17 protein-coding genes are annotated in these 23,747 nt (G+C 70.4%); 11 read left to right on the top strand and 6 right to left on the bottom strand.

Annotated features, from left to right (window positions below):
* The first annotated feature begins 447 nt into the window (after positions 1-447).
* Positions 448-2,340 (top strand): HEXXH motif-containing putative peptide modification protein, encoded by a 1,893-nt coding sequence (locus AB0N16_RS10515; protein WP_365795086.1) that lies wholly within the window; start codon positions 448-450, stop codon positions 2,338-2,340.
* Here AB0N16_RS10515 and fxsT read toward each other — a convergent pair.
* From fxsT to AB0N16_RS10500, 3 genes are read right to left on the bottom strand one after another with little or no spacing between them, the layout of a single operon-like run.
* Positions 2,337-6,980, bottom strand: a complete 4,644-nt coding sequence (fxsT, locus tag AB0N16_RS10510) for an FxSxx-COOH system tetratricopeptide repeat protein (RefSeq protein WP_365795084.1) — start codon at positions 6,978-6,980, stop codon at positions 2,337-2,339. The two genes, AB0N16_RS10515 and fxsT, sit on opposite strands and share 4 nt — an antisense overlap.
* Entirely contained in the window at positions 6,977-8,203 is a 1,227-nt protein-coding gene (locus AB0N16_RS10505; RefSeq protein ID WP_365795082.1) for a MoxR family ATPase, read from the bottom strand. The genes fxsT and AB0N16_RS10505 overlap by 4 nt, the downstream gene beginning before the upstream one ends.
* Positions 8,184-9,821, bottom strand: coding sequence for a hypothetical protein (locus AB0N16_RS10500; RefSeq protein WP_365795080.1), 1,638 nt, complete (start codon positions 9,819-9,821; stop codon positions 8,184-8,186). Before AB0N16_RS10500 ends, AB0N16_RS10505 begins: the two co-directional genes overlap by 20 nt.
* Positions 9,822-10,527: 706 nt before the next feature.
* Between AB0N16_RS10500 and AB0N16_RS10495 the strand changes: the two genes are divergently transcribed.
* Together AB0N16_RS10495 and AB0N16_RS10490 are read left to right on the top strand one after the other, a co-directional pair.
* Positions 10,528-12,201 (top strand): phospholipid carrier-dependent glycosyltransferase, encoded by a 1,674-nt coding sequence (locus tag AB0N16_RS10495; RefSeq protein WP_365795078.1) that lies wholly within the window; start codon positions 10,528-10,530, stop codon positions 12,199-12,201.
* Positions 12,202-12,420: 219 nt separating this feature from the next.
* On the top strand, positions 12,421-13,209 hold the full coding sequence (locus AB0N16_RS10490; protein WP_365795076.1) for an SAM-dependent methyltransferase: 789 nt from the start codon (positions 12,421-12,423) through the stop codon (positions 13,207-13,209).
* A 386-nt stretch (positions 13,210-13,595) separates the two neighbouring features.
* On the opposite strand, the gene AB0N16_RS10485 is transcribed toward AB0N16_RS10490, so the two are convergent.
* The 3 genes from AB0N16_RS10485 to AB0N16_RS10475 form a co-directional block, all read right to left on the bottom strand.
* On the bottom strand, positions 13,596-14,129 hold the full coding sequence (locus AB0N16_RS10485; protein ID WP_365795074.1) for a GNAT family N-acetyltransferase: 534 nt from the start codon (positions 14,127-14,129) through the stop codon (positions 13,596-13,598).
* Positions 14,130-14,272: 143 nt separating this feature from the next.
* Positions 14,273-14,428, bottom strand: coding sequence for a hypothetical protein (locus AB0N16_RS10480; protein WP_365795072.1), 156 nt, complete (start codon positions 14,426-14,428; stop codon positions 14,273-14,275).
* Positions 14,429-14,496: 68 nt separating this feature from the next.
* Positions 14,497-15,171: a hypothetical protein gene (locus AB0N16_RS10475; RefSeq protein WP_365795070.1), complete on the bottom strand. Its 675-nt coding sequence runs from the start codon at positions 15,169-15,171 to the stop codon at positions 14,497-14,499.
* A gap of 302 nt (positions 15,172-15,473) precedes the next feature.
* On the opposite strand from AB0N16_RS10475, the gene hemL reads away from it, so the two are divergent.
* The 8 genes from hemL to AB0N16_RS10435 all read left to right on the top strand — a co-directional run bounded on the left by hemL (position 15,474) and on the right by AB0N16_RS10435 (position 23,596).
* Positions 15,474-16,802 (top strand): glutamate-1-semialdehyde 2,1-aminomutase, encoded by a 1,329-nt coding sequence (gene hemL, locus AB0N16_RS10470; RefSeq protein WP_365795068.1) that lies wholly within the window; start codon positions 15,474-15,476, stop codon positions 16,800-16,802.
* Positions 16,799-17,482 (top strand): histidine phosphatase family protein, encoded by a 684-nt coding sequence (locus AB0N16_RS10465; RefSeq protein WP_365795066.1) that lies wholly within the window; start codon positions 16,799-16,801, stop codon positions 17,480-17,482. The genes hemL and AB0N16_RS10465 overlap by 4 nt, the downstream gene beginning before the upstream one ends.
* Before the next feature lie 135 nt (positions 17,483-17,617).
* Positions 17,618-18,877 (top strand): hypothetical protein, encoded by a 1,260-nt coding sequence (locus AB0N16_RS10460; RefSeq protein WP_365795064.1) that lies wholly within the window; start codon positions 17,618-17,620, stop codon positions 18,875-18,877.
* Positions 18,878-18,943: 66 nt separating this feature from the next.
* Positions 18,944-19,534, top strand: a complete 591-nt coding sequence (locus AB0N16_RS10455; RefSeq protein ID WP_365795062.1) for a TlpA disulfide reductase family protein — start codon at positions 18,944-18,946, stop codon at positions 19,532-19,534.
* Between the two features lies 1 nt (position 19,535).
* Positions 19,536-20,309 carry a cytochrome c biogenesis protein CcdA gene (locus tag AB0N16_RS10450; RefSeq protein WP_365795060.1) on the top strand — a complete coding sequence of 258 codons (774 nt, stop codon included), beginning with the start codon at positions 19,536-19,538 and terminating at the stop codon, positions 20,307-20,309.
* Between the two features lie 3 nt (positions 20,310-20,312).
* Positions 20,313-22,016, top strand: a complete 1,704-nt coding sequence (locus AB0N16_RS10445; RefSeq protein ID WP_365795058.1) for a cytochrome c biogenesis protein ResB — start codon at positions 20,313-20,315, stop codon at positions 22,014-22,016.
* A complete protein-coding gene (gene ccsB, locus AB0N16_RS10440) occupies positions 22,013-23,107 on the top strand; it encodes a c-type cytochrome biogenesis protein CcsB (RefSeq protein WP_365795056.1) in 1,095 nt (364 codons plus the stop codon). Before AB0N16_RS10445 ends, ccsB begins: the two co-directional genes overlap by 4 nt.
* Positions 23,108-23,197: 90 nt before the next feature.
* Entirely contained in the window at positions 23,198-23,596 is a 399-nt protein-coding gene (locus AB0N16_RS10435; RefSeq protein ID WP_365795054.1) for an SRPBCC family protein, read from the top strand.
* The last annotated feature ends 151 nt before the right edge of the window (positions 23,597-23,747 follow it).

Below are 23,747 nucleotides of genomic sequence, written 5' to 3'. Positions count from 1 at the left end.
ACCGTTCTCCCGCCGGAAACCGCAGTAACCTCCTCATGTCGCCCCCTCCTCGCCTGCCTGCCTGGCGCCTGTGCGGGCCGCACGGTGGATGACCTGCGGCCGTCTTCCACTGCAGGGGCATTGCAGCCACCATGGAAGCGCGCCCAGAGCCGCCAAACACCATGTCAGGGGGGAACCACGTATGGCAGACCCTGCGAAGGACTTCCGTTCCGACCTTCTAGATCTGTCTGGGCTCTCTCTGGCGGAGCTGCAATCGAGTGACGATCCTGCCCTGCGACGCGCGTTGAGGGAGATGAACGCCAAGGCGGCCCTGGCCTTCGGAACGCTGTTGGGCGACAGCCAGAGCGACGAGATGAGATTCGTCCGCGGCAGGCGTCCGGACGAGTGCGGGCGGTGACCGCTGGGCCGTTGGACGTCCACCGGATGTCTCGGGACTCGCTCCGGGACATGGCGGCGGGCCGTGCGAGCGAGGCCGACCTGCGCCTGTTACGTGCGGCTCAGCGCAGTCAGCTCCTGTTGGTGCTGCGTGCCTTGCTGGAACACGACGACGAGGCGGCGCGGCGCGGCCGGCACGCCGGTGTCGTGTCGGGCCGGACCGCCTGGAGCCTGCTGTGCGCGGCCGAGGAGCGGTCTCCCGAAGCGGTGGAAGCCGTCCTCGCGGATCCCACCGTCATGGCGTGGGCGCTGCGCCTGCTCCGCCGCCTGGGCGGCACCGCCGAGGGCCCGGCGTCCGCCGCCCCGCTCTGGGCCGATCTCGGCCAGTTCCATGCGCTGGCCGCGGCGGCTGCCCTGCGTTCCGGGGTGTCCGGTGTGCTGCGGGTGCCCGCACACCGGGGGATGATCTGGCTCCCCGGCGCGGGAATGGCGGGCCCGGTGGCACGCCGCCGGTGGTCCGAGGCCGAGATCCGGGTGGACCGGGAGGGCGCCGTCGCGGTCGGGGAACTGGCAGAGGTACGGCTGCCGGCTTCCCGGCACCTCGCCTCCGAGGCGCCGGGCTGGCGTCCGCTGCGGGCGGTGCGCGGCTTCGCGCCCGCCGGGGACGGCGCCGTGGGACCGGGGCCGTGGCTGGACACGGTGAGTCCGTATCGGGACTTCACGCGCTACCCGCGGTCGCCCGACCGCTCGGGCGATGAGCGGCTGCGCGTCTGGGAGGCCCGGCTGGCCGGCGCGTACGCCCTGCTGGACCGGGAGTGCCCGGCGGAGGCCGTCGCGCTCAGGACGTTGGTGCGGGCCCTCGTACCGCGCTCGTTCCGAGGCGCGCGGGGAGCGCTGGTGGCCAGTGCCTCCTCGCTGGACGCCTTCGGCGCGGTCACCCTGTCCCTGCCCTCCGACGAGACCCAGACGGCGGCCGTCCTCGTCCACGAGTCCCGCCATCAACAGCTCAACGCGCTGCTCGGCCTGGTGCCCCTGGTCCACGTCCCAGAGAAGGAGGAGGACGAGGGGGCCGAGGGGGCCGAGGGGGCCGAGGGGGACGAGGGGGCCGAGGGGGACGTGGACGGCGGCGAGCCGAAGGGGACGCGGCTCTACTACGCGCCGTGGCGCAGTGATCCCAGGCCGGTGCACGGCCTTATCCACGGATTGTTCGCTTTCGCCGGCGTCGGGCGGTTCTGGCGCGCACACCGCAGGCATGTGACGGGCCCGGAGTCCCGGCGCGCGGACTTCGAGTTCGCCGTGCTGCGGGAGCAGTTGCAGGAGGCGGTGGCGGCGCTGTTGCCCGGCGAGAACCTGACGGGGGCAGGCGAACTGTTCGTCGGCGAGATCGCTGACCAGCTCGCCACCTGGCAGGACGACGAGGTGGCCGCCGGGCCGGCCGCACTGGCCCGCGATTACTGCACGTTGCGGCGTGCGGTGTGGCGGGCACGGCACCTGGAGGTTCCGGCTCCGATGGCGAATCGTTTGGCCGAAGCCTGGATCGCCGGTTCCGCTGCTCCGGCCCTGCCGCCCGCAGAGCTGCGTCCGCGCCCCGACCTGATCCGTCTCGACACTTTCGGACCGCTGGCCAGGTTCCGGCTCTCCGCGCCGGACACCTTCGACCGTCGGCGGCTACGGCAGGACAGAGACGGAGAGCCCGCGCTCAGGGCCGGGTACGCCGCGGTCGCGGGAGACACCGAGCGGGCCGCGGCCGCGTACGCGGAGTGGGCGGCGCAGGACCCCGGGGACCCCGAGGCATGGATCGGCGCGGTGTTGGCGCAACCCGAGCATGCCAGACGGCCGGGTGCCGCTCTGCTGCTCGACCGTCCCGAGGCGGTGGCCGGCGTCCGCCGGGCGGTCGCCGCGGCCGGAGGAGACGTGCCCGCCCCTGCCGAACTCGCCCAGTGGCTGGCCGGGGCCGGCTCCTAGAGGGAGAGCAGGTCGATGTCTCCGTTGGCCCGCAGCCCCCTTTCGGCGTCGAGCGTGGCGGGGTGCGAGGGGCCCAGGCGTTCGCGGTACTGGTCCAGCGTCCTGGCGTACAGGCGCTCGCTCTCCTCGGTCCGGCGCAACGCCTTCAGGTCATGGCTCAGGTTGAGTCCCACGGCCAGGTTCGTCGGGTGGTTCTCACGCGGTCGCCTCGACTCCTCCGCCACGGCGTCGTCGAGATCGTGCGCCTCTTCGATGCGCCCCAGAGCGAAGTAGTCGCTGGCCAGGTTCATACGGGCGAGCAGGGTGCGGGGGTGCCCCGAAGGGAGTTCGAGGGTGAGACCCTCGACCGATTCCGTGTCCAGTACCAACGCGGCTTCGGGCTGCCCCAGCAGACGCAGTGTCACCGCGAGGTTCATGGCGATGGCGTAGCTGTGCGGATGTTCCCGGCCGTACTTGGTGCGGTGCATCTCCAGCATCTGTTCGCTCAGGGCGCGCGATTCCTGGAGCTTGCCGACCTGTCGCAGGTCGTTGGCGTGGCTGACCGCGATCAGCAGGTACTGGCGGCTGGCGGTGCCGAGGGTTTCGGCGGTCAGTTCCAGGTACCTGCTGGACAGCGCGTAGGCGCCCTGATGGTCGCCCATCTTGCGCAGTGTGACGCACCGGTTGCGGTTCACCAGCGCCACGAACCGGTGCTGCTCGCCGAGACTTGCGGTGACTTCCGCGGCCAGCGCCTCGTACCCCTCGTTGGCCTCCTCGTAGCGACCGACCTCCTGCAGGTCGAGGAGATAGGCCTCCCGCGTGCCCAGTGTGTTGATGTGGTCCTCGCCGAGCACCTCGATCCGGCGCTGCCAGGTGTCGTAGTCGAGGGCCAGGGCGTCTTCGGCGTTGCCCGCCAGCCGGAGGCTCACGGCATAGTTGTGCGCGGCGAGGAGGGTGGCGGGGTCGTCCCTGCCGAATTCCCGTGCGCTGGTCTCGAAGACGCGCTGGTCCATCTCCCGGGCCTCTTCGAACTTCCCCCGGGTGCGGTGATGGATGGCCATGTAGCTCTGGGCCCGCAGCGTGTTCTCGTGTCCCTCGCCCAGGGCCCTGCGGTACCGCTCCACGAGGTGGGACTGCAGCGCGTAGGCGCGGGGCAGGTCGGTCTCCTGCTCCCGCAGCGTCTCGGCGATCTGCTGGTCGACGGCGAGGATCTCCTCGTGATCCTCGCTCAGGTCCGCGCGCCAGATGTCCGCTGCCTGCTCGCCCAGAGCCAGGGATCCCTCGTGGTCGCCGCGCGCCCGCAGGAACCGCACCTCGTTCAGGACCAGCAGACGTGTCCAGCCGTCTTTGCACCGCACCGCGTCGGACGCCCTCAGGTGGCTGAGCAGCGACGAGTAACGGGGCCAGTAGACGGATCGCTGTGGATTGCGCGGATCCGCGTGGGCCAGCAGCTGATGCGCCGCGTGCCGCATCGACTCCTGTTCCTGCGGGTTCATCTGCTCGATGAGCACCCGCTGTACCAGCCGGTGCATGAGGACCGTGTTCTGCCGGTGGTCGATGCGGGCCAGGGCGTACCGCCCGATCTCGCGCACGGCGCGGCCCAGTCTGACCGGATCGTCCAGTGTGGCCTGCAACTCCGGAGGAACCGAGATGCCGCGCACCGCCGAGAAGAGGTCCCAGTCGATCGGCTCGGGCGCGAAGAACGCGCAGACCTGCAGCAACTGCAGGGCGTCCGGCCGGCTCTCGCGCAGCCGCTCCAGCGACACGTTCCATGCCGCCGCCACCGACCGGTTGTAGTCGCTCGGAGGGTCCGACTGCATCAACTCCGTGAAGTTGCGCTCGTACACCTCCAGGTACTGCTGCACCGGCATGCCGGTCTCGGCCAGCCAGACCGCCGCCTGCTCCACCGCCAGGGGCAGGTCGCCGAGCGCGGCGGCCAGATGGTCCACGGCGTCGTCGGGCAGGTTCTCGCTGCGGCGGCGCAGCAGGGCCACGCTCTCCTCACGGGTGAAGACGTCGACTTCCAGGGAGCTGAAGTCGGTGGACCAGTGGGAGTTGCGAGATGTCACGACGATGCTGCCTGGTCCGTTGCTCGGGAAGTATTTGCGTACTGTGCGGGGATCTTCCGCGTTATCGAACACCAGTAGCCAGTCGGTGTACGGGTGACCCTCGCGCAGGGCATTCAGTACGGTCGGCACCGCCCCCACGTCGGAGCCGGCCTCCAGGCCCATCTGCTCGCCCAGTTCGATCAGCGACTGGACGATCTGGCTTTCCTGTTCCGCTGGAATCCACCAGACCAGCCGGTATTCCCGGCTGTGCCGGTAGAGGAACTCGATGGCGATCTGGGATTTACCCACCCCGCCCATGCCGTGCAGGGCCTCGGGCAGGACCGCGGCGACGCCACCACGCAGCCGCTCCCGCAGCCGGTCGAGCAGCGCCTCCCGCCCCGTGAAGTTCCGGTTGCGTTGCGGGACGTTGCCCCAGAGGCGGGGCGGGGAGTTCGGGGGCTGTGCACCGGAGGCAGCGGGGGAGCCGGGGGACACGGTTTTGCCTCCTTGTCGCGGGGCGTTGGGTACGGGCAAAACACCGATGGACGGTGGCGCTGCTGAGGAAGTCCCCGCGAGGGGCCGGATGTTCGTTGGTTGCGCGGGCTGAGGCGTAGGCCCGTAATCTAGCGCGCCCTCGGGGGGTATATTCAAGTTTGACCGCATTTCGGAGTGTCTGTAGCCTGATCCTTTTATTTGATGCGGTGCGGCTTGGGTGGCAGGAGTCGCGGGTTGCCCGGCCGGTCCGGGCTCGCTGCGCTGCAACAGACGGCCAAGCTGGTTGGCTCGCGCGAGATAGGGCCCTGACACCGAGCACAACGCCGTGTACAGATGGGCCACGAACGGACGGGTCTGTTCCGTCATCGGGGGGTCCGGGGGATCTCCCTCCGGCGCCACGAGCGCGTCCCCGCCCTCGCCCCAGAGCGCCTCCAGCCTCGGCCCGGCATACCGGCGGACCTGGCGCATCGCGCGCAGCGTCTCGGAGCGGGAGCCGAGAGCCAGGAGTTCCTCCCGCACGCCCTCCGGGAAGTCGTACGACACGCGATGGACGGCCTCGGTCTCGGCGGCGTCGTCGACGCGGCGCACCAGGCCCAGCAGCATGATCTCGGAGAGGTTCCAGGGCTCGGACCCGGGCTGCAGCTCCTGGAGCAGCCGCATGACGGGGAGGCTGAGCGCGGCCGCCGCGAGCCGCTGCGCGAGGGTGTAGGCGGCCGGGGAGGCCGTGGCCCGAAAGCGCCGCACGGCGGCGGCAGCGCGTTTCGCCCGCAGCTCCACGGAGGACTCGGCGGGGCGCGCCTCGTCCGCCTCTCCGGCGAGGGGCTCGGTCACCAGGTCGGCCAGGTCCTCGGTCGTCGGTCCGACCGTCGCGGACCGCAGATCCCCGTCGGGGGCGGTCCACAGGGTCGCCAGGGAGTGCCCTCCGTCACCGCTTGCCGCGGCCACCAGACGGGCCCAGCGGCTCAGCGCGTTCGGCCGCAGCTCGAGGACGGGCACCGGGATCGCGTTGTCCCGGCCGGCCCCGCCGGGCGTGGGTGACCGCGGGTCCAGAGGGTCCGTGCCGGGGCGCTTCCAGTCGGCGTCGTAGGCCCGGTTGGGGACGGCGGGCGACGGGGCCTGTAACCGGGTGCGGGTGACCGTGGGCAGGGTCAGGTCCCACAACTGCTGGGGGAGCAGGCTCAGTACGGCGACGGGAGAGGACCGGCCCAGCCGGTTCAGCACCGAGGCCGCACGCCCGGTCCGCCAGGCGCTGTGGCCGCCGTCCGTGACGGCCAGCAGCAGCTGCCGGCCGTCGGAGTGGACCTCGGCCGCCGGCAGGCCGGTCGGCGTACCGGAGGCCAGGTCCCAGGGGACCGTCCGCACGGTGCGGAACGCCGCCGTGTGCTCCATCAGCTCGGCGAGCCGGCGCGTCACCGGGGTCCACAGGACCATCGAGGGGCCCGTATCCACCAGCAGCAACAGATCCAGCCGGCGTTCCGACACCGGTCGGCACACCGGTGTCCACACCCCTGCCGCGGCGGCCTGCTCGGCGGTCGCCTCCTCGTCCAGTTCGACCTCGTAGGGCGAGTGGCGGGTCAGGCGCAGCGGACGCAGCGATCTGACGATCCCGAGGCCGTCGGCCGGCTGGGGCGACGCCGGCCACCCTGACGGTCCGGGATCCGTCTCCGCCTGCCGGCGCAGGGTGTGCAGCGGGCGGGACGGGGGCCGCCCCTCCGGCACGTGCGCGCCCAGGTCGGGGCGGGGACCGGCCGGGCGCCGTTCTCCGGTTGTCGCGGGGGCGCCCGGTGCACCGTCCTGCTCCTCGGGCGGAGTGTCCTGCCCTTCGGGCGGGGTGTCCTGCCCTTCGGGCGGGGTGTCCTGCCCTTCGGGCGGGGTGTCCTGCCCTTCGGGGGGCACCCGCTCGGCACGTCGGCGTCCGGCCTGCCGTAGCCTCTCGCCGCGCTCCAGGGCAGCCCGCCCCGGCACGTCGAACCGCGGCACCGCGGCATCCTGATACGCCGCCAGGTACAGGGCGTCCGCCAGTTCCGACCAGTCCGGCAGGTCCTGGTCCGGGGCAGAGGTGAATGCCCCCTCTGCCGATCCGGAGGGGGCCGGAGGCTCAGCGGACGCCGCCGTCATCCGGTCCTCGATTCCGCCCCCGCCCCGTCGAGCCGGTGCCACAACGCGTCCACGAGGTCCTCCAGCGCGCTCTCGTCGCCGGAGAAGCGCCCCGAGGTCGCCACGAACGCGGCGTTGAGCAGTTGGTCGATGGCGAGGCCGCCGCGTTCCCGGCTGCTGCGCAGGAACTGGTCGATCAGGCCCTCCGCTGCCGGGATCCCCGATGCCGCGGACCCGGCCCGCTGCAGGTGGGCCGCGACCATGCCGACAAGTTGCGGCCGGTCGGGATCCGGCATCTGCAGCCGCAGACACCGGCGCAGAAAGGCCGGCGGGAACTCCCGCTCTCCGTTGGACGTGATCACCACGACGGGGAAGGCGCGGCACTTGACGATGCCTTCGACGATCTCGGCGTCGCGGCCGGGATCGTCGATCCCGACGGTCACCTCGCGGTGCTGCCGCCGGGCCCGCACCAGTTCGGGGATCCGGAACTGCCCCTCTTCGAACACGCTCAGCAAGTCGTTGGCCAGATCCTGGTCGCTCTTGTCCAGTTCGTCGACCAGAAGCACCCTCGGGACCTCGTACGGCAGCAAGGCCGTTCCCAGTGGGCCGAGTTGGAGGTAGTCGCCGATCCCGGGAAGCTGTTCCCCGGCCTGCGACTCCGCCCCGGTGCCGGCGGCGCCTCCCGCCGGGTGCAGGGTGTGCCGGGCCGCCGAGTCCTGGACGCGGCCGATCGCGTCGTACTCGTACAGGCCGCTGCGTAAAGTGGTGCGGCTGGTGATGTGCCAGCGCAACACCCGGCCCAGCCGCAGCTCCCTGCTGATCCGGTACGCGAGCGACGACTTGCCGGTTCCCGGACGTCCGGTGACCAGCAGTGGACGACGCAGCACCAGGGCCGCGTTCACCATGTCCACTTCACGCCTGAGCTGGTCGGAACCAGGGGATAACGCGCTGATCCGCCCCAGCCGACGCTCGATCTCCTCGTCGTCCGACGGGGGCGGGGACACCACGGGGCCACCCGTGAAACGGCGCCAGGGCGGCGGCTCGGGCAGCAAGTCACTGACATCGTCGTAACGGGGCTGGCCGGTGCCGTGGTAGAACCACCAGCGGTGGTCCGCTCCGTTCGGCCCCGCAGTGCCGCCATCGGGCCCGACGGCACTCTTCGGGTCCGGAGCCGTCGTGCCGCCCCCCACCGGTGCGTCCTCGCCCGGGCGCGTCCTCTCGCTCTCACCGTCCTCTGGCAGCATCTCGTCCCTCCCCTCCCCCCTCTGCGGAAGACTCCGCCGCTTCGGCCCGCCCGCCCGGAAGGCGGTAGGGGTCGTCCCACAGCACGGCCGCGTAGCGGCCGAGCGATGAAACGCCGTTCATAGCAGGATCCTCGCCTCCGGCCGCAATGCGCAACGACCTGACTTCGTCAGGTAACCGGTGTATGCGTTTGCCCTCGGCCAGTTCTAGCAACTCTCTGCGGAAGACGGGGTCGATTCCCCCACGCCGGTCCCAGACCACGATCGGTACGCCGGCCCGGAGCGAGGCGTCCAGCTCGTCGCTCCCCGCGCCCGTGCCGCCCTGCCCGCCCGGCGGTTCGCTGAGGACCGCCAGCACCGGGTGAGGCTCGGAGAGCAGCCGGTCGGGGTGCTCGTCGGGGAACCAGTGGACGGGTCCCTGGCTGTCGGGTTTGAGGGCGTCCCATCGCCTGAGCCAGCGTCCATGCGTGGCTCTGCCTTCCACTCTTTCGAGACTGCGCAGCACCACCGGATGGTCCTTCCCCAGGGTGGCCTCGGCCTTGCCGAACGCCTTCTTCGCCCAGTTCTCGACGTCCAGGTGCATCAGATCCTTGGAGAGTACGAACTCCAGTGCTATGTCTTCGCGGCACAGATAGGCCCACCCTGTCTCGGCCTCGTGCACCAGTGACTTCACCCGCTCGGGCAGGTCGGTCTCGTCGACCTCCAGATCGCCGCCCTTGACCGGATACGGGTTCGGGTCGCCGCCGTTCCGCCACCAGTAGGTCAACTGCCGCCTGCCCTCGTGCTCGGCGTAGAACAGCGGGCGCAGCCGGATCAGCAACCAGGTGGAGGGGGCCCAAACGGACTCCGCGACGTTTCCCGCTGCGGTCTCCGCGCCGTTTCCCGCGACGCTCCCCGTGCCGTTCCCCGGCAACGGCTCGGGACGGGGGCGGTCCGGAGGGCCGAACTCCGGGTGGGAGTGGACAGACGGGGAGGCCTGGCCGCCGACGGCCGGCCACGGCCCGTCGGATCCGGCCGCGCCGGCGGGATACGCCTCGGGACGGTCCCGGTGCTCCGCCACCCAGTCCAGCAGGTCCTGCCGTTGCTGCCCCTTCGCGTACCGCGCCAGGTGCTCGACGAGGAGGACGCAGGGCAACGGCCTGCCAGGGCGTGCGTTGAGATTCGCGGCGTACAGCACCGCCGACCAGGGTTCCTGGTAGTGCGCGGGCAGGGGTTCGGGGCGGTCTCCCACGGCCGCGCGGAAGACCCGGGCGATGTCGAGCACGTCGAGGCCGCCGAGGAGGATCATCAGCCGTTCCCAGCTGCTCCCGTCGAACAGCGGCACCTCGGCGATCGCGATCGCGGCACGCAGCCGTGCCATCGGGCGGGTCTCCCCCTCCAGCGCCGAGACCACGATGCCCAGCGCCTGCAGGCCCTCCGGGTGCGGCATCACCTCGCGCAGCAGGATCAGCAGTGCGTTGCGTGGGCGGCCGGTGCTGGGCAGCTGGATCCTGATCCGCAGTGCCCGGCTCACATGACGCGCGCACTCGTGCAGCATCGCCGGATCCTCGAAGCACGAGATGGCTTCCAGCGCGTCGACCAAGACCTTGGGCGGCCCCCAGGAGCCCTGGGTGTCCGTCATGACCGGCCCCCCGCCGTCCGCGAACCGCCGTCGGGCAGCCGCACGGCCCGCCGGACGCCGGCCGGCACCACGTCGGGCAGGACCAGGATCCCGGCGCCCCTGACGACTGCCTGCGGCGACAGGACGCGCCCTCTCCCTAAGGCCGGGCGTCCTGCCGTGTCCCCCTTGACCACTGTCATGTCCCTTCCCCCGCGCGAAGCCGTCGACGGACGCCTCCACGAGTGAACCAGCGTACGGAGCGCGCGCGTTTGACACATCCGACGTGCGCATCCCGGAGTTTTACCGGCCGGGGCTTTCGTGAACCATCCGGCGTCGTCGCCGTGCGGGGGCCGCCCGGTGATGCACGGTTAGTGCTGCGACCGGAAAGGTTCACCGGCTCGCGACGCCCGGCACGGCACCTCGCCACGTTGCCGCACCACCCGAGTACATCCAGTACGCGGGTGATGCTCCGCACCCGAGTACATCCAGTACGCGGGTGATGCTCCGCCTTGCGATGCACCGCACCGGACGCCGCGAGCTCCCGGCAAACCTTTCCGGTCACAGCACTAGCGGGACCCGAACGCCCGATGCGGGCCGACGCTTCCCCCGGCCGTGACCGCCACCCCCGCCATGCCGGCTGATGCACGAGTGACACCAGAGACCCCCGGAACCGCAACCTCCGCAGGGGAAAACGCGTCCAACAGGCGTGGCTCAGTTGCTGGATGGAATGGACGGAACGAAACGCCTCCCGGCTCGCCGGATCGTGGGGGCGGTTCCCGGGCGGCCCCCTGCCGATGTGCGGGAGCGGCTTGTCCCGCCGTTTCCGGAGCCGTCCCCGCGTCTGTGGGCGCTTGTCGGGCTCGCGCCCGCGCCGGCGGACCGCCTCGCCAGGGCGATGGAGTGGCTGGGACCGGTGCTGGTCGCCGTGCTGGCGGGGGCGATCCGGTTCTGGCGGCTCGGCCGGCCGCGGGAGGTCGTCTTCGACGAGACCTACTACGCCAAGGACGCCTGGTCGCTGCTGCACCTCGGCTACGAGGGCACCTGGCCGGACCGCAAGATCACCGACCCGGAGATCCTCGCGCACCCGCAGGTGATCCCGCTCTCCGACGCGGGTTCCTTCGTCGCGCACCCGCCTGCGGGCAAGTGGGTGATCGCCCTCGGCGAGGGGCTGTTCGGCCTCACCCCGTTCGGCTGGCGCTTCATGACGGCGCTGCTGGGCACGCTGAGCGTGCTGCTGCTGTGCCGGATCGGGCGCCGCCTGTTCCGGTCCACCTTCCTGGGCTGCCTGGCCGGCGCCCTGCTGGCGGTGGACGGCCTGCATGTCGTGATGAGCCGTACCGCGCTGCTGGACCTCGTCGTGATGGTCTTCGCCCTGGCGGCCTTCGGCTGCCTGCTGATCGACCGGGACCGGGCGCGGGCCCGGCTCGCGGCGGCGCTGCCGGCCGGCGCGGACGGCCGGGTACGGCCCGACGGCGACACCGGTGACCGCGCGGGAACGGGATGGCGGCCCTGGCGGCTCGCGGCGGGCCTCTTCCTGGGCCTGGCCGCCTCGACCAAATGGAACGGCCTCTACTTCCTGGCCTTCTTCATCGTCCTGACCTTGCTGTGGGACGTCGGCGCACGCCGGGTGGCCGGAGCCCGGCACCCGTACCGGGCGGTGCTGCGCAGGGACCTCGGGCCCTCGCTGCTCTCCCTCGCGCCGGTCGCCGTCGTGACGTATCTGGTGACCTGGACCGGCTGGTTCCTGTCCGACGACGGCTGGGGACGCCACTGGGCGGACGGCCGGGGCGGCACCTGGTCGTGGATCCCGGCCCCGCTGCGCAGCCTGTGGCACTACGAGTACCTGGTGTACCAGTTCAACGTGGGGCTGCACACGCCTCACAAGTACCAGTCGAATCCCTGGAGTTGGCTGGTCCTCGGCCGCCCCGTGCTGTTCTCCTACGACTCGCCGCAACCCGGAGAGGACGGCTGCCGCACGGCCTCCGCCTGCTCCCGCACGGTCCTCGCCCTGGGCACCCCGGTCCTATGGTGGGCCGCCTGCGTCGCCCTGGTCTATCTCCTCTACCGCTGGGCACTGCGGCGCGACTGGCGGGCCGGCGCCGTCCTGTGCGCGGTGGCCGCCGGCTATCTGCCGTGGTTCCTGTACCAGGACCGCACGGTCTTCTCCTTCTACGCGGTCGTCTTCGTGCCGTACCTGTGCCTGGCCGTGACGATGATGATCGGAGCCATGCTGGGGCCACCGGGCGCGACGGAGCGCCGCCGGCAGACGGGCGCGGTGGCCGCGGGCGTGCTGGTCCTGCTCATCGCCTGGAACTTCGTCTACTTCTTCCCGATCTACACCGGGCAGACCATCCCGTACTCCGGCTGGCAGGCCAGGATGTGGCTCGACAGCTGGGTCTGAGGGGCGCCCGTCACCGCCGGCGATCGCCGAGTCGCCGCCGGTGCGGTCCCCCCGACTTGCCCTGGCGAACCAAGGCGCGGGTCTCCAGGAGTTCGAGCTCCACCCGGCGCACGCGCGCCCTGCGCTGACCAAGTCGCCCCCTGTGCAAGGCAGATGAGACGCCCGAGTACGATCACCGCGAACTCGCTCTGTACTTCTCATCGGCGCGATGGAGTTGCCATGACGACCAACCCTCAGCCGTTTCCGTCGGTCGACACCAGCAGGGCACACCCTGCGCGGGTCTATGACTGGCTGCTCGGCGGCAAGGACAACTACCCGGTCGACGAGGCCGTCGGCGAGAAGCTGCCGCCCGAGGCGAGGGACGCCGCCCGGCAGAACCGTCAGTTCATGCACCGGGCCGCCGCGTGGCTCGCCACGCAGGGCGTCGATCAGTTCCTGGACATCGGCACCGGAATTCCCACCGAGCCGAATCTCCATCAGATCGTGCAGAACGTCGTGCCGTCGGCCAAGGTCGTCTACACCGACAACGACCCGATCGTCCTGCGGCACGCGGAGGCGCTGCTGATCAGCCGCCCCGAGGGGGTGACCGACTACATCCAGGCGGATGTGCGTGATCCGGAGGCGATCGTCCGGCACGCCCGGCACGTCCTGGATTTCGACCGCCCGGTCGCGCTGTCGCTCATCGCGCTGATGCACTTCATAAGCGACGAGCAGGGCGCCCACGACATAGTCCGTGCCCTGGTCGACACGCTGCCGTCGGGCAGCCACCTGATCCTGTCGCACGCCGCGTCCGACCTGTACCCGGACCTCGTCGAACAGGTCGTCGCCGAGTACGCCAAGGGCGGCATCCAGCTCGCCTTCCGTACCCGCCCGGAAGTGGAGCGGTTCTTCGACGGAATGGATCTCGTGTCACCCGGCCTGGTGACGGCGACGGAGTGGTTCGCCGCCACACCGGCCCCGGCGCCGGAGGGCAGCGGCATCTACGCGGGCGTGGCCCGCATCCGCTGAACCGGCACGCGATCGGCGCGAGGTCCCGCTTCGGCCGGTCGCTCGCAGGCCGACCGCGTCTTCGCGCAGCGCCGCGCCGCGCGGCCTGGGCCCGGATCGACCTCCTCGCCGTGTGCCGACGAGCCGACCCAGGCGGCCGTCGATGGGCCCCGCCGGCACCGGCCAACCGGGTCACCGGCCACCGGGTCGCCGGCCACCGGGTCCTCGTTCAGGCCGCCTTGGTACTCGACCACGGGTCCGTGCGTTCACCAGGCGCCGTACCCGTCCTGATCGGGAAGTCTCTCGGCCCGATCGCGTCCGTCCGCGCTGCCGAACGGGGACTCCTGGCGCTCTGGCTCACCCCTGTCGGGGTTGGCTGTCTCGTGATGATCGACGGCTCGGCCGGCTCACGCCTGGAACTCGGTGAGATCGATGGTGTGGACGTGCAGCGGATAGCCGTACACCGGGTGTGCCGTCTCCCGCTCCGGCACCATGCCGAGCTTGCGGATGACGTTCTCGGAGGCGTCGTCACCCGCACGGCTGATGCTGATCACGCGGTCGAGGCCGCGGTCCTGGAGCGCGAATTCCAGCGTGGCGTGGGCGGCTTCGGATGCGTATCCCTGGCCCCAGAACTGTGAGCCGAGCCGCCAGCTGATCGCCACGGCGGGCAGTACCTCCGGCAGGAATTCGGGCACGGACAGACCCGTGAAGCCGGCGAGCTCACCCGAAGCCAGTAGTTCGACGGCGAAGAGTCCGAAGCCCTCCTCGTCCCATTCCTCCTCCCACCGCTCGATGGCTTCTGCCGTGTGGTCCAGGTCGCGCACCGAGCCGTCGTCGATCCAGCGCATGACCCGGGGGTCCGCGTTGATGTCCGCCATGGCCGCGAGGTCGTCGTCGTGCCAGCGACGGAGGAGCAGGCGGGGTGTGTGGATCTCGGTCATGGCGCTCATCCTGCCGAAGGCGACGGCGTCATGGGTAATCGGCGCTCGCGCGTGCCGCCGCTCCGGGGGCGGCCTGACGTGGGCCGGCCCGTCGTGTGCCCCGCGGCCGATGCGGTCCGCGCCAGGCACGCTGGTGGGCGCGGTCAGCGAGCCTCGGCGAACAGGCCGTTGAGTACCGGGTAGCCGAGGGCGTGCTGGAGGGAGATGTAGCCGCCGGTTCCCTGCGGTTCGAGCGCCGCGCGCCGTGCCGCGGTGTAGGCGGCCTGCGCCACGCCTGAGCCGAGGCTGACGCGGGCCACCCCCCAGGGTGCCCAGCTCGTCCACCGGCGGCCTGCCCCGCCCTGCCATGACGTCGAGAAAACCCAGGTCACGGCCAGACAAGGCAGTACGGCTGATGCCCCGCCTCATGCAACCGATGCGAGAAATCCTGCCACTCGTGCAGCAGCTGGTACACGTTGAACGCGTCCCTCGGGCCGCCCCGGTCCGGGACCGTCGACCAGATGAAGGCCGCCGCTCCCACCGCTTCCTCGCCGATGCCGCGCAGCGGGTCGACGACCGTCATGGGGAGCTTGACCACCGCGTAGTCCGGGTGCAGGACGACCAGCTCCAGGGGTGGCACCTTGTTCAGAGGTACGCCTTCGATGCCCGTCAGCACCATCGCGGCCATGGTCTCCGGCTTGATCTTCGTGAACATGCCGTTCATGCCGAGCTCGTCGCCGCCGAGTTCCTCGGGACGCATCGAGATCGGGACCCGGGCCGCGGTCGCGCCGTCCGGTGCGCCGAAGTATTTGTACGTCACCCCCACCCGACCACCATTCCTGCTCCCCGTCTGAAGTCGGTCGATCCGGCGATCGATCCGCTGGTCCCTCTGGTCCCACTGATCGATACGTCGGTCGCGCCGCTCGGACTCACTCGGTACGCCGCCCTGTTCCTGACGTGCTGCCTCAGCCGCTTCCTCCGCGTCGCGTCGGTGCCTTCCCCGCCGGGCACGTCGAGGACCCAGGTCGTCAGTCCCCTCGCCCAGTCCGCCACCGCGATGCATATCTCCACCCGACTGCTTTTCTAGGACGCGTGGCCCCCGCCGCGCAACCCGATCATCGTGTCAGTGACCTCCCCCACGGCCGCCCGCCGAAACGTGCGTCGAAACATCAGTCCGCAGGATCTTTACAGCCTCCGGCCGGCTATGTACCGGATGAGCTGGGTGTATCGGGTCACAGTCTCGCAGATGCCCCGGGCGCCGCGCGGGTACCGCCGTCCTCCGCTGCGAGAAGACCACCGTCCTCCGCCTACCCTGAGGAGGTCACCCAGCAACCGGAGTCCGAGAAGCCGGAGAAGCCGCACGTCATGAGCGCCCAGAGCGAAACGCCCTATCCCTACGACGCGCCCGTCTCACAGGCGCTCTTCGACCGCGCCTCCGCGGTCACGCCCGGCGGCGTGAACTCCCCGGTGCGCGCCTTCCGCGCCGTCGGCGGCACCCCCCGCTTCATGGTCTCCGGCAAGGGGGCCTACCTCACCGACGCCGACGGCCGCGAGTACGTCGACCTCGTCTGTTCCTGGGGACCGATGATCCTCGGGCACTCCCACCCCGAGGTCATCGCCGCCGTCCAGGACGCCGTCTCCCGCGGTACCTCCTTCGGTACGCCCGGTGAGGGCGAGGTCGCCCTCGCGGAGGAGATGGTCGCCCGGATCGAGCCCCTGGAGCAGGTGCGGCTCGTCAGCAGCGGCACCGAGGCCACGATGAGCGCCATCCGGCTGGCCCGCGGGTTCACCCGGCGCACCAAGGTGATCAAGTTCGCCGGGTGTTACCACGGTCACGTCGACTCGCTGCTCGCCGCGGCCGGGTCGGGGGTGGCGACCTTCGCGCTGCCCGACACCCCGGGTGTCACCGGTGCCCAGGCCGGGGACACCATCGTGCTGCCGTACAACGATCTCGAAGCCGTGCAGGAGGCCTTCCACCGGCACCCCGGGGAGATCGCCTGTGTGATCACCGAGGCCTCGCCGGGCAACATGGGCGTCGTGCCGCCCGCGCCCGGGTTCAACCAGGGCGTTCGGGACACCTGCCAGAGGAACGGCGCCCTGTACATCTCCGACGAGGTCATGACCGGGTTCCGGACCAGCCGGGCCGGGTGGTTCGGGATCGACGGGGTGGTGCCCGACCTGATGACCTTCGGGAAGGTGATGGGGGGCGGCTTCCCGGCCGCCGCCTTCGGGGGCCGGGAGGACGTCATGGCGCACCTCGCGCCGGCCGGGCCCGTCTACCAGGCCGGCACCCTCTCCGGGAACCCCGTCGCCACCGCCGCCGGACTCGCCCAGCTGCGACTGCTCGACGACGCGGCGTACGAGAAGGTGGACGCCGTCTCCGCGCAGATCCAGGCCCTGGTCACCGAGGCGCTCAGCAAGGAGGGCGTGGCACACCAGGTGCAGACCGCCTCCAACATGTTCTCCGTGTTCTTCACCAACCGTCCGGTGCGGAACTACGAGGACGCGCGGGGCCAGGAGTCCTTCCGGTTCACCGCCTTCTTCCACTCCCTCCTCTCCGACGGCGTGTACCTGCCGCCGTCGTCCTTCGAGTCCTGGTTCGTCTCCACGGCCCACGACGAGCGGGCCATCCAGAAGATCGCCGACGCCCTCCCGGCGGCGGCCCGAGCGGCCGCGGAGGCCACGGCAGCATGAGCGAGCAGCAGGACATCACCGTCGTCCATGTGATGCGGCACGGCGAGGTCGCCAACCCCGACGGGGTGCTGTACGGCAGACTCCCCGGCTACCACCTCTCCGAGCTGGGCCGGCAGATGGCCGACCGGGTCGCCGAGCACCTCGCCGCGCGGGACGTGACGTACGTCGTCGCCTCGCCGCTGGAGCGGGCGCAGGAGACCGCCACCCCGATCGCCAAGGCGCACGGGCTCGACCTCGCCACCGACGAGCGGCTCATCGAGGCGGAGAACATCTTCCAGGGCAAGACCTTCGGCGTCGGTGACGGGGCGCTGAAGAAGCCCGCCAACTGGAAGTACCTGGTCAACCCGTTCCGGCCGTCCTGGGGTGAGCCGTACGTCGACCAGGTCGTCCGGATGAAGGGCGCCCTGGACACGGCCAGGGACCAGGCCCGCGGTCATGAGGCGGTGCTGGTCAGCCACCAGCTGCCGATCTGGATCCTGCGGTCCTACGTCGAGAAGCGCCGGCTCTGGCACGACCCGCGCAAGCGGCAGTGCACCCTCGCCTCCCTGACGACTTTCACATACGAGGGGGACAGGATCGTTTCCGTCGGATACAGCGAGCCGGCCATCGACCTCGTCCCGGCCCACCTCCGTGCCGGCGCCAAGCCGGTGAAGGGGAAGGACAAGGCCTTCGGGGCGTAACGCTCCCCCGGCATACGGTACTTATCCGCCTCTTCGTCGCATTCGGCTTGAAACAGCGAAGAAGTGAAGGAACCCGTTCGTTCGTCGCGCCCTCTGACTGGGTGACCACCAGAGGACGCGACGAATCGGGGAACCATGCGGACCTTCACCCGAAGGGGAATACTCGGCGTCGGCGCGGGCGCCGCGGCCGGCCTCGGCCTCGCGGGCTGCGGCACGCACACACCGTCGGACGGCACGACCCATGCCGGCGGTTCCAGTGAGAAGCCCTCCGGGAAGCCCAAGCCCAAGCCCACCGCCCGCCCCCTCGGCGACGGCTCCACCTCGAACAGCGGCAAGCAGCCCCACCAGCCCGGCGCCCCCGAGCCGCTGGAGCCCGGCCAGACCCCGCCGCAGTTCGTGATCTTCTCCTGGGACGGCGCCGGCGAGGTCGGCAACGGCCTCTTCCCGCGCTTCCTGGACCTCGCCAGGGAACACGGCGCGTCGATGACCTTCTTCCTCTCGGGTCTCTATCTCCTCCCCGAGTCGAAGAAGCGGCTGTACAACCCGCCGAACAACCCCCGGGGCGCCTCCGACATCGGCTACCTCACCGACGAGCACATCAAGGCGACGCTCGCCAACGTCCGCCGCGCCTGGCTCGAAGGGCATGAGATAGGCACCCACTTCAACGGGCACTTCTGCGGCGGCTACGGCACGGTCGGCAACTGGACGCCCAAGCAGTGGCGCAGCGAGATAGACCAGGCCAAGGCGTTCGTGAAGGAGTGGCGGACCAACAGCGGCTGGAGCGACCTGCCGTCCCTGCCCTTCGACTACGACAAGGAACTGGTCGGCGGCCGCACCCCCTGCCTCCTCGGCCAGAACAATCTGCTGCCCACCGCCCGCGAACTCGGCTGGCGCTACGACGCCTCCTCGCCCGGCGGCCGCCAGACCTGGCCGGACAAGAAGCTGGGCATCTGGGACCTGCCCCTCCAGCAGATACCGTTCCCCGGTCACTCCTTCGAGGTCCTGTCCATGGACTACAACATGCTCGCCAACCAGTCGGTCAACTCGACGAAGGCCCCCGCCTACAACTACCCGCGCTGGCGACAGCAGTCGGCACAGTCGTACATAGCGGGATTCGAGCGGGCGTACACGACAAACCGGGCGCCGTTCTTCATAGGCAACCACTTCGAGCAGTGGAACGGCGGTATCTACATGGACTCCGTCGAGGAGGCCTTCAAGCACATCGCCCGTGAGAAGGAGAAGGGCGCCGACGTCCGGCTGGTCTCCTTCCGGCAGTTCGTGGACTGGATGGACGTACAGAAGCCGGAGGTCCTGGCCAAGCTCCGCACGCTGGACGTGGGGCAGCGGCCGACGGGCGGCTGGAAGACCTTCCTCAAGCAGGGGGCAGCGGCCTGAAAGGGACGTTTCCCGGACCAAGGGGGGTGCGCAAGATCCCCAGAACGGGCATGCGAAACTTTTCACATGAGTACCCGTAGCCGCGCCGTCCTGCTCGGCGCCATGGCCGCCGCCGCGGCCCTGACCCTGTCCGCGTGCGGCAACGGCGGCACCTCCGGCGGAGGTGGCAACACCAACTTCGTCGCCGGCAAGGACGGCATCGACACGGTCGCGAAGGGCCACCGCGCGGCGGCCCCCGACCTGTCCGGCAAGACCATCGACGGCAGCACGCTGGACGTCGCGAGCTACCGGGGCAAGGTCGTCGTCATCAACGTGTGGGGCTCCTGGTGCAGCCCGTGCCGTGCCGAAGCCCCCTACTTCGCCTCCGTCTCCAAGGCGTACGCGAGCAAGGGCGTCCAGTTCGTCGGCATCAACACCCGCGACACCAGCACCGGTTCCGCGGTCGCCTTCGAGAAGCAGAACGGCATCGGCTACCCGAGCCTGTACGACCCGACGGGCAAGCTGATGCTCCGCTTCAAGAAGGGCACGCTCAACCCGCAGGCCATCCCCTCCACCCTGGTCCTCGACCGGCAGGGCAACGTAGCGGCACGCTCGCTGGCGGCACTCAGTGAGGAGAACCTGCTGAAGATGATCAAGCCGGTTCTCGCGGAGAAGTGACGTGAGCGCGCTCCTCACGCTGGCCGCGGAGACGGGCCGCAACGAAACCGTCCTCAACGGGGCTCTGCTGGTGGCCCTGCCGATCGCACTGCTCGGCGGGCTCGTCTCCTTCTTCTCGCCCTGCGTGCTGCCCCTGGTTCCCGGATACCTCTCCTATGTCACGGGCGTCGCCGGGACCGACCTCGCGGAGGCCCGGCGTGGCCGGATGGTCACCGGCGCCTCCCTCTTCGTCCTCGGCTTCACCGCTGTGTTCGTCTCCGGCGGGGCGCTGTTCGGCTACTTCGGCCAGACCCTCCAGGAGCAGTCCGGCACCCTCGGCAAGGTGCTCGGCGTCCTGATGATCGCCATGGGCGTGTTCTTCATGGGCCTGATGCCGTGGTTCACCCAGCGCGAGTTCCGCTTCCACAAGCGGCCGGTGACCGGCCTGATAGGGGCGCCGCTGCTGGGCGCGCTGTTCGGCATCGGCTGGACCCCGTGCATCGGCCCGACGCTCTCCGCCGTGCTGACCCTCTCCTCCCAGCAGGGCAGCGCGGACCGCGGCGCCATACTGACGGTCGCGTACTGCCTCGGCCTCGGCGTGCCCTTCGTGCTCACCGCGGTCGCCTTCCGCAAGGCGCTCGGCGCCTTCGGCTGGGTCAAGCGCCACTATGTCTGGGTGATGCGCATCGGCGGCACGATGATGATCGTGACCGGTGTGCTGCTGCTGACCGGGGCCTGGGACAGTCTCGTGCAGGAGATGCAGGGCTGGTCCGACGGCTTCACTGTAGGGATCTGATCGATGAGTACGACTTCCAGGAACGCCTCCGACGATCAGGAACTCGGCGCGGCCGGCTCACAGCTGTCCACCGCGCCCTCCCAGGACGAGCCGCCGATCGTCCCCGGCATCGGGGTCATCGGCTGGGCCCGCTGGTTCTGGCGGCAGCTGACCTCCATGCGGGTCGCGCTGCTGCTGCTCCTGCTGCTGTCGCTGGGTGCGATCCCCGGGTCGCTGATCCCGCAGTCCGGCGCGGACATCTCCAAGGTCGACGACTTCCGCAAGGCCCACAAGACGCTGTCGCCGGTCTACGACAGGCTCGGCCTGTTCCACGTCTACAGCTCGGTGTGGTTCTCGGCGATCTACATCCTGCTGTTCGTCTCCCTCGTCGGCTGCATCATCCCGCGCGCCTGGCAGTTCGTGGGCCAGCTGCGCGGCCGTCCGCCGGGCGCCCCGAAGCGGCTGAACCGCCTCCCCGCGTACACGACCTGGCGGACCACGGCGGAGCCCGAGGAGGTCCGTGACGTGGCGCTGAAGCTGCTGAAGAAGCGGCGCTTCCGCGCCCATCTCGTCGGGGACGCGGTCGCCGCCGAGAAGGGCTACGTCCGCGAGTTCGGCAACCTCGCCTTCCACATCGCGCTGATCGTGCTGCTGATCGCGTTCGCCTCCGGCCAGATGTACAAGTCGGACGGCACCAAGCTGGTCGTCGAGGGCGGCGGGTTCGCCAACTCGATCCTCCAGTACGACGACTTCAAGTCCGGCTCCCTGTTCAGCACCGACGACCTGGTGCCGTTCAGCTTCGACCTGAAGAACTTCCACGCCAGCTACCAGACCAGTGGCCCCAGCAAGGGCACACCGGTCACCTTCACCGCGGACATCGCCTACATCGAGGGCGCCTACGGCAAGCCGAAGCGGACCACCATCAAGGTGAACGAGCCGCTGCACATCGACGACGCCAAGGTCTACCTCGTCAGCCACGGCTACGCCCCCGTCATCACGGTCCGCGACGGCAAGGGCAACGTGGTCTACCACGACGCCGTGCCGCTGCTCCCGCTCGACGCCAACATCACCTCCCAGGGCGTGGTCAAGGTGCTGGACGGCTACAAGAACGCCCAGGGCGTCGGCGAGCAGCTCGGCATCTCGGCGTTCTTCCTGCCGACCTACGGCGGCGGCTCCTCGGTCCTGTCCACCTTCCCGGCACTGGACAACCCGGTGCTGAACCTGACGCCGTACCACGGCGACCTCGGCGTCAACTCGGGCATTCCGCAGAGCGTGTACCAGCTCGACAAGACCCACATGAAGGAGTTCAAGGACTCCAAGGGGGCACAGCTGCGGGACAACCTGAAGCCCGGGCAGACCATGCAGCTGCCGAACGGGGCCGGTTCCGTGACGTTCGAGAAGGACGTCAAGGAATGGGCCGGTTTCGAGATCGTCCAGGAGCCCGGCAGCGGCTGGGCGCTGGGCGGTGCCCTCACCGCGATCTTCGGTCTCGCCGCCTCGCTGTTCATCCAGCGCCGCCGCGTCTGGGTGCGGGCCGTGCCGGGCCCCGACGGCGTCACCGTCGTCGAGATGGCCGGCCTCGGCCGCAGCGAGTCGGCGAAGGTGCCCGAGGAGCTGGGCGACCTCGCGGGAATCCTCTACGACCAGGCGCCGGGGGCTCCCGACCCCGACGAAGACGACCGTTCCGCAGAATCCCCCGTACCTGCCGAAGGGGCTGAGAAGCGATGACTTCCGCCGCCGCAACCACGCTCGCCGCGACCAACGAGCATCTCGCGAGCATGAGCAACACGCTCATCTACTCCTCGATGGCCGTCTACACACTGGCCTTCTTCGCCTACATCTTCGAGTGGCTGCTGGGCAGCCGCAGCCGGGTCGCCCGTACGGCCAACGCGCTCACCACCGAGGGCACGGCGAAGAAGGCGCCGGCGGTGACGGTCAAGAAGGCCGGCGGCACCGCCGTACTCGAACGCCCGCAGATCGTGGTCCGCTCCGCGGCGGGCTCGCGCGACGTGCCGGACGGTCCCGGCGCCCACGGCGGCGACGAGCAGGGCGACCTCTACGGCCGGATCGCGATCTCCCTCACCGTCCTCGCCTTCCTCGTGGAGCTGGCCGGCGTGATCACCCGGGCGGCCTCCGTGCAGCGGGCGCCGTGGGGCAACATGTACGAGTTCAACATCACGTTCTCCACGGTCGCCGTCGCCCTCTACCTCGCGCTGCTGGCCCTGAAGAAGAACGTCCGCTGGATGGGCCTCTTCCTCATCACCACGGTCCTGCTCGACCTCGGTCTCGCGGTCACCGTCCTCTACACGGCGAGCGAGCCGCTGGTCCCGGCCCTGCACTCGTACTGGCTGTACATCCACGTCTCCACGGCGATCTTCTGCGGCGCGGTCTTCTACGTCGGCGCGGTCGCGACGATCCTCTACCTCTTCAAGGACTCCTACGAGAACAAGCTGGAGACCGGCGGCACCCCCGGCCGCTTCGCGGCCTCGGTCCTGGAGCGCCTCCCGGCATCGGCCTCGCTGGACAAGTTCGCCTACCGGGTGAACGCCGCGGTCTTCCCCCTGTGGACCTTCACGATCATCGCGGGCGCGATCTGGGCGGGCAGCGCCTGGGGCCGCTACTGGAACTGGGACCCCAAGGAGACCTGGTCCTTCATCACCTGGGTCGCCTACGCCTGCTACCTGCACGCCCGCGCCACCGCCGGCTGGAAGGGCCGCAAGGCCGCCTACCTGGCGATGCTCGCCTTCGGCTGCTGGCTGTTCAACTACTACGGCGTCAACATCTTCGTCACCGGCAAGCACTCCTACGCGGGCGTGTAGATCCGTTGCCGGCGCTCGCGTTCCTGCTCGACAAGGCGGGGGAGCGCCCCCAGGGGTGCGGATCCCGGGGGCCGGGGTCAGGCTGGTGTCATGACCGGTTCCGTCGAACAGGCCACCAGTCAGGCCCACGGGAGAACGCACATCCTCCACTTCCTGGTGCGGCTTCCGAGGTCGCCGCACCAGGTCTGGTCCAGTCTGACGAGCCCGGAGGGCCTGGCCGCGTGGTTCACCCCCGCCGACGTCCTGCAACCCCGCCTGGGCGGCACGGTCACCCTGCGTGACCTGGGCACGGGCCGGGTCACGGCGTGGGACGTGGACCGGGTCGCCGAGTACACGGTGGAGAACGGCGGCCGGATCCGCTTCCACCTGGAGCGCGACGGGGAGTCGGGCAGCGCCCTGCGCTTCACGCACGAGTTCAAGGGCGAGGTCGACATGGAACAGTGCTGGCGGACCAGATTCGAACGTTTGATTGCTATCAGTGGTCCATAGCAGCGCCTCCCGCTGCGGCTGTCGCCCTGGGAGGAGCGGAGGAAGGCATTCCCGGCGTGCCGGTCCACAGGCGCCGGATCTCGAGAGGGCCCCGCCGACGAACACGTTGATCAGGTCCTCGAGCCGCCGGTCCACCTGGATTTCCTTCCGG

Source organism: Streptomyces sp. NPDC051105 (assembly GCF_040682795.1).
Taxonomy (GTDB): domain Bacteria; phylum Actinomycetota; class Actinomycetes; order Streptomycetales; family Streptomycetaceae; genus Streptomyces.
The sequence above is the reverse complement of the archived record's forward strand: the minus strand, read 5'-3'. Positions and strand labels throughout refer to the sequence as shown.

Excerpts from the sequence above, each read along its gene's own strand:
- AB0N16_RS10515 (WP_365795086.1), top strand. The coding sequence starts at position 448 with ATGGCGGCGGGCCGTGCGAGCGAGGCCGACCTGCGCCTGTTACGTGCG.
- fxsT (WP_365795084.1), bottom strand. The coding sequence starts at position 6,980 with ATGACGGCGGCGTCCGCTGAGCCTCCGGCCCCCTCCGGATCGGCAGAG.
- AB0N16_RS10505 (WP_365795082.1), bottom strand. The coding sequence starts at position 8,203 with ATGCTGCCAGAGGACGGTGAGAGCGAGAGGACGCGCCCGGGCGAGGAC.
- AB0N16_RS10500 (WP_365795080.1), bottom strand. The coding sequence starts at position 9,821 with ATGACGGACACCCAGGGCTCCTGGGGGCCGCCCAAGGTCTTGGTCGAC.
- AB0N16_RS10495 (WP_365795078.1), top strand. The coding sequence starts at position 10,528 with ATGGACGGAACGAAACGCCTCCCGGCTCGCCGGATCGTGGGGGCGGTT.
- AB0N16_RS10490 (WP_365795076.1), top strand. The coding sequence starts at position 12,421 with ATGACGACCAACCCTCAGCCGTTTCCGTCGGTCGACACCAGCAGGGCA.
- AB0N16_RS10485 (WP_365795074.1), bottom strand. The coding sequence starts at position 14,129 with ATGACCGAGATCCACACACCCCGCCTGCTCCTCCGTCGCTGGCACGAC.
- AB0N16_RS10475 (WP_365795070.1), bottom strand. The coding sequence starts at position 15,171 with ATGCATCGCGGTGGCGGACTGGGCGAGGGGACTGACGACCTGGGTCCT.
- hemL (WP_365795068.1), top strand. The coding sequence starts at position 15,474 with ATGAGCGCCCAGAGCGAAACGCCCTATCCCTACGACGCGCCCGTCTCA.
- AB0N16_RS10465 (WP_365795066.1), top strand. The coding sequence starts at position 16,799 with ATGAGCGAGCAGCAGGACATCACCGTCGTCCATGTGATGCGGCACGGC.
- AB0N16_RS10460 (WP_365795064.1), top strand. The coding sequence starts at position 17,618 with ATGCGGACCTTCACCCGAAGGGGAATACTCGGCGTCGGCGCGGGCGCC.
- AB0N16_RS10455 (WP_365795062.1), top strand. The coding sequence starts at position 18,944 with ATGAGTACCCGTAGCCGCGCCGTCCTGCTCGGCGCCATGGCCGCCGCC.
- AB0N16_RS10445 (WP_365795058.1), top strand. The coding sequence starts at position 20,313 with ATGAGTACGACTTCCAGGAACGCCTCCGACGATCAGGAACTCGGCGCG.
- ccsB (WP_365795056.1), top strand. The coding sequence starts at position 22,013 with ATGACTTCCGCCGCCGCAACCACGCTCGCCGCGACCAACGAGCATCTC.
- AB0N16_RS10435 (WP_365795054.1), top strand. The coding sequence starts at position 23,198 with ATGACCGGTTCCGTCGAACAGGCCACCAGTCAGGCCCACGGGAGAACG.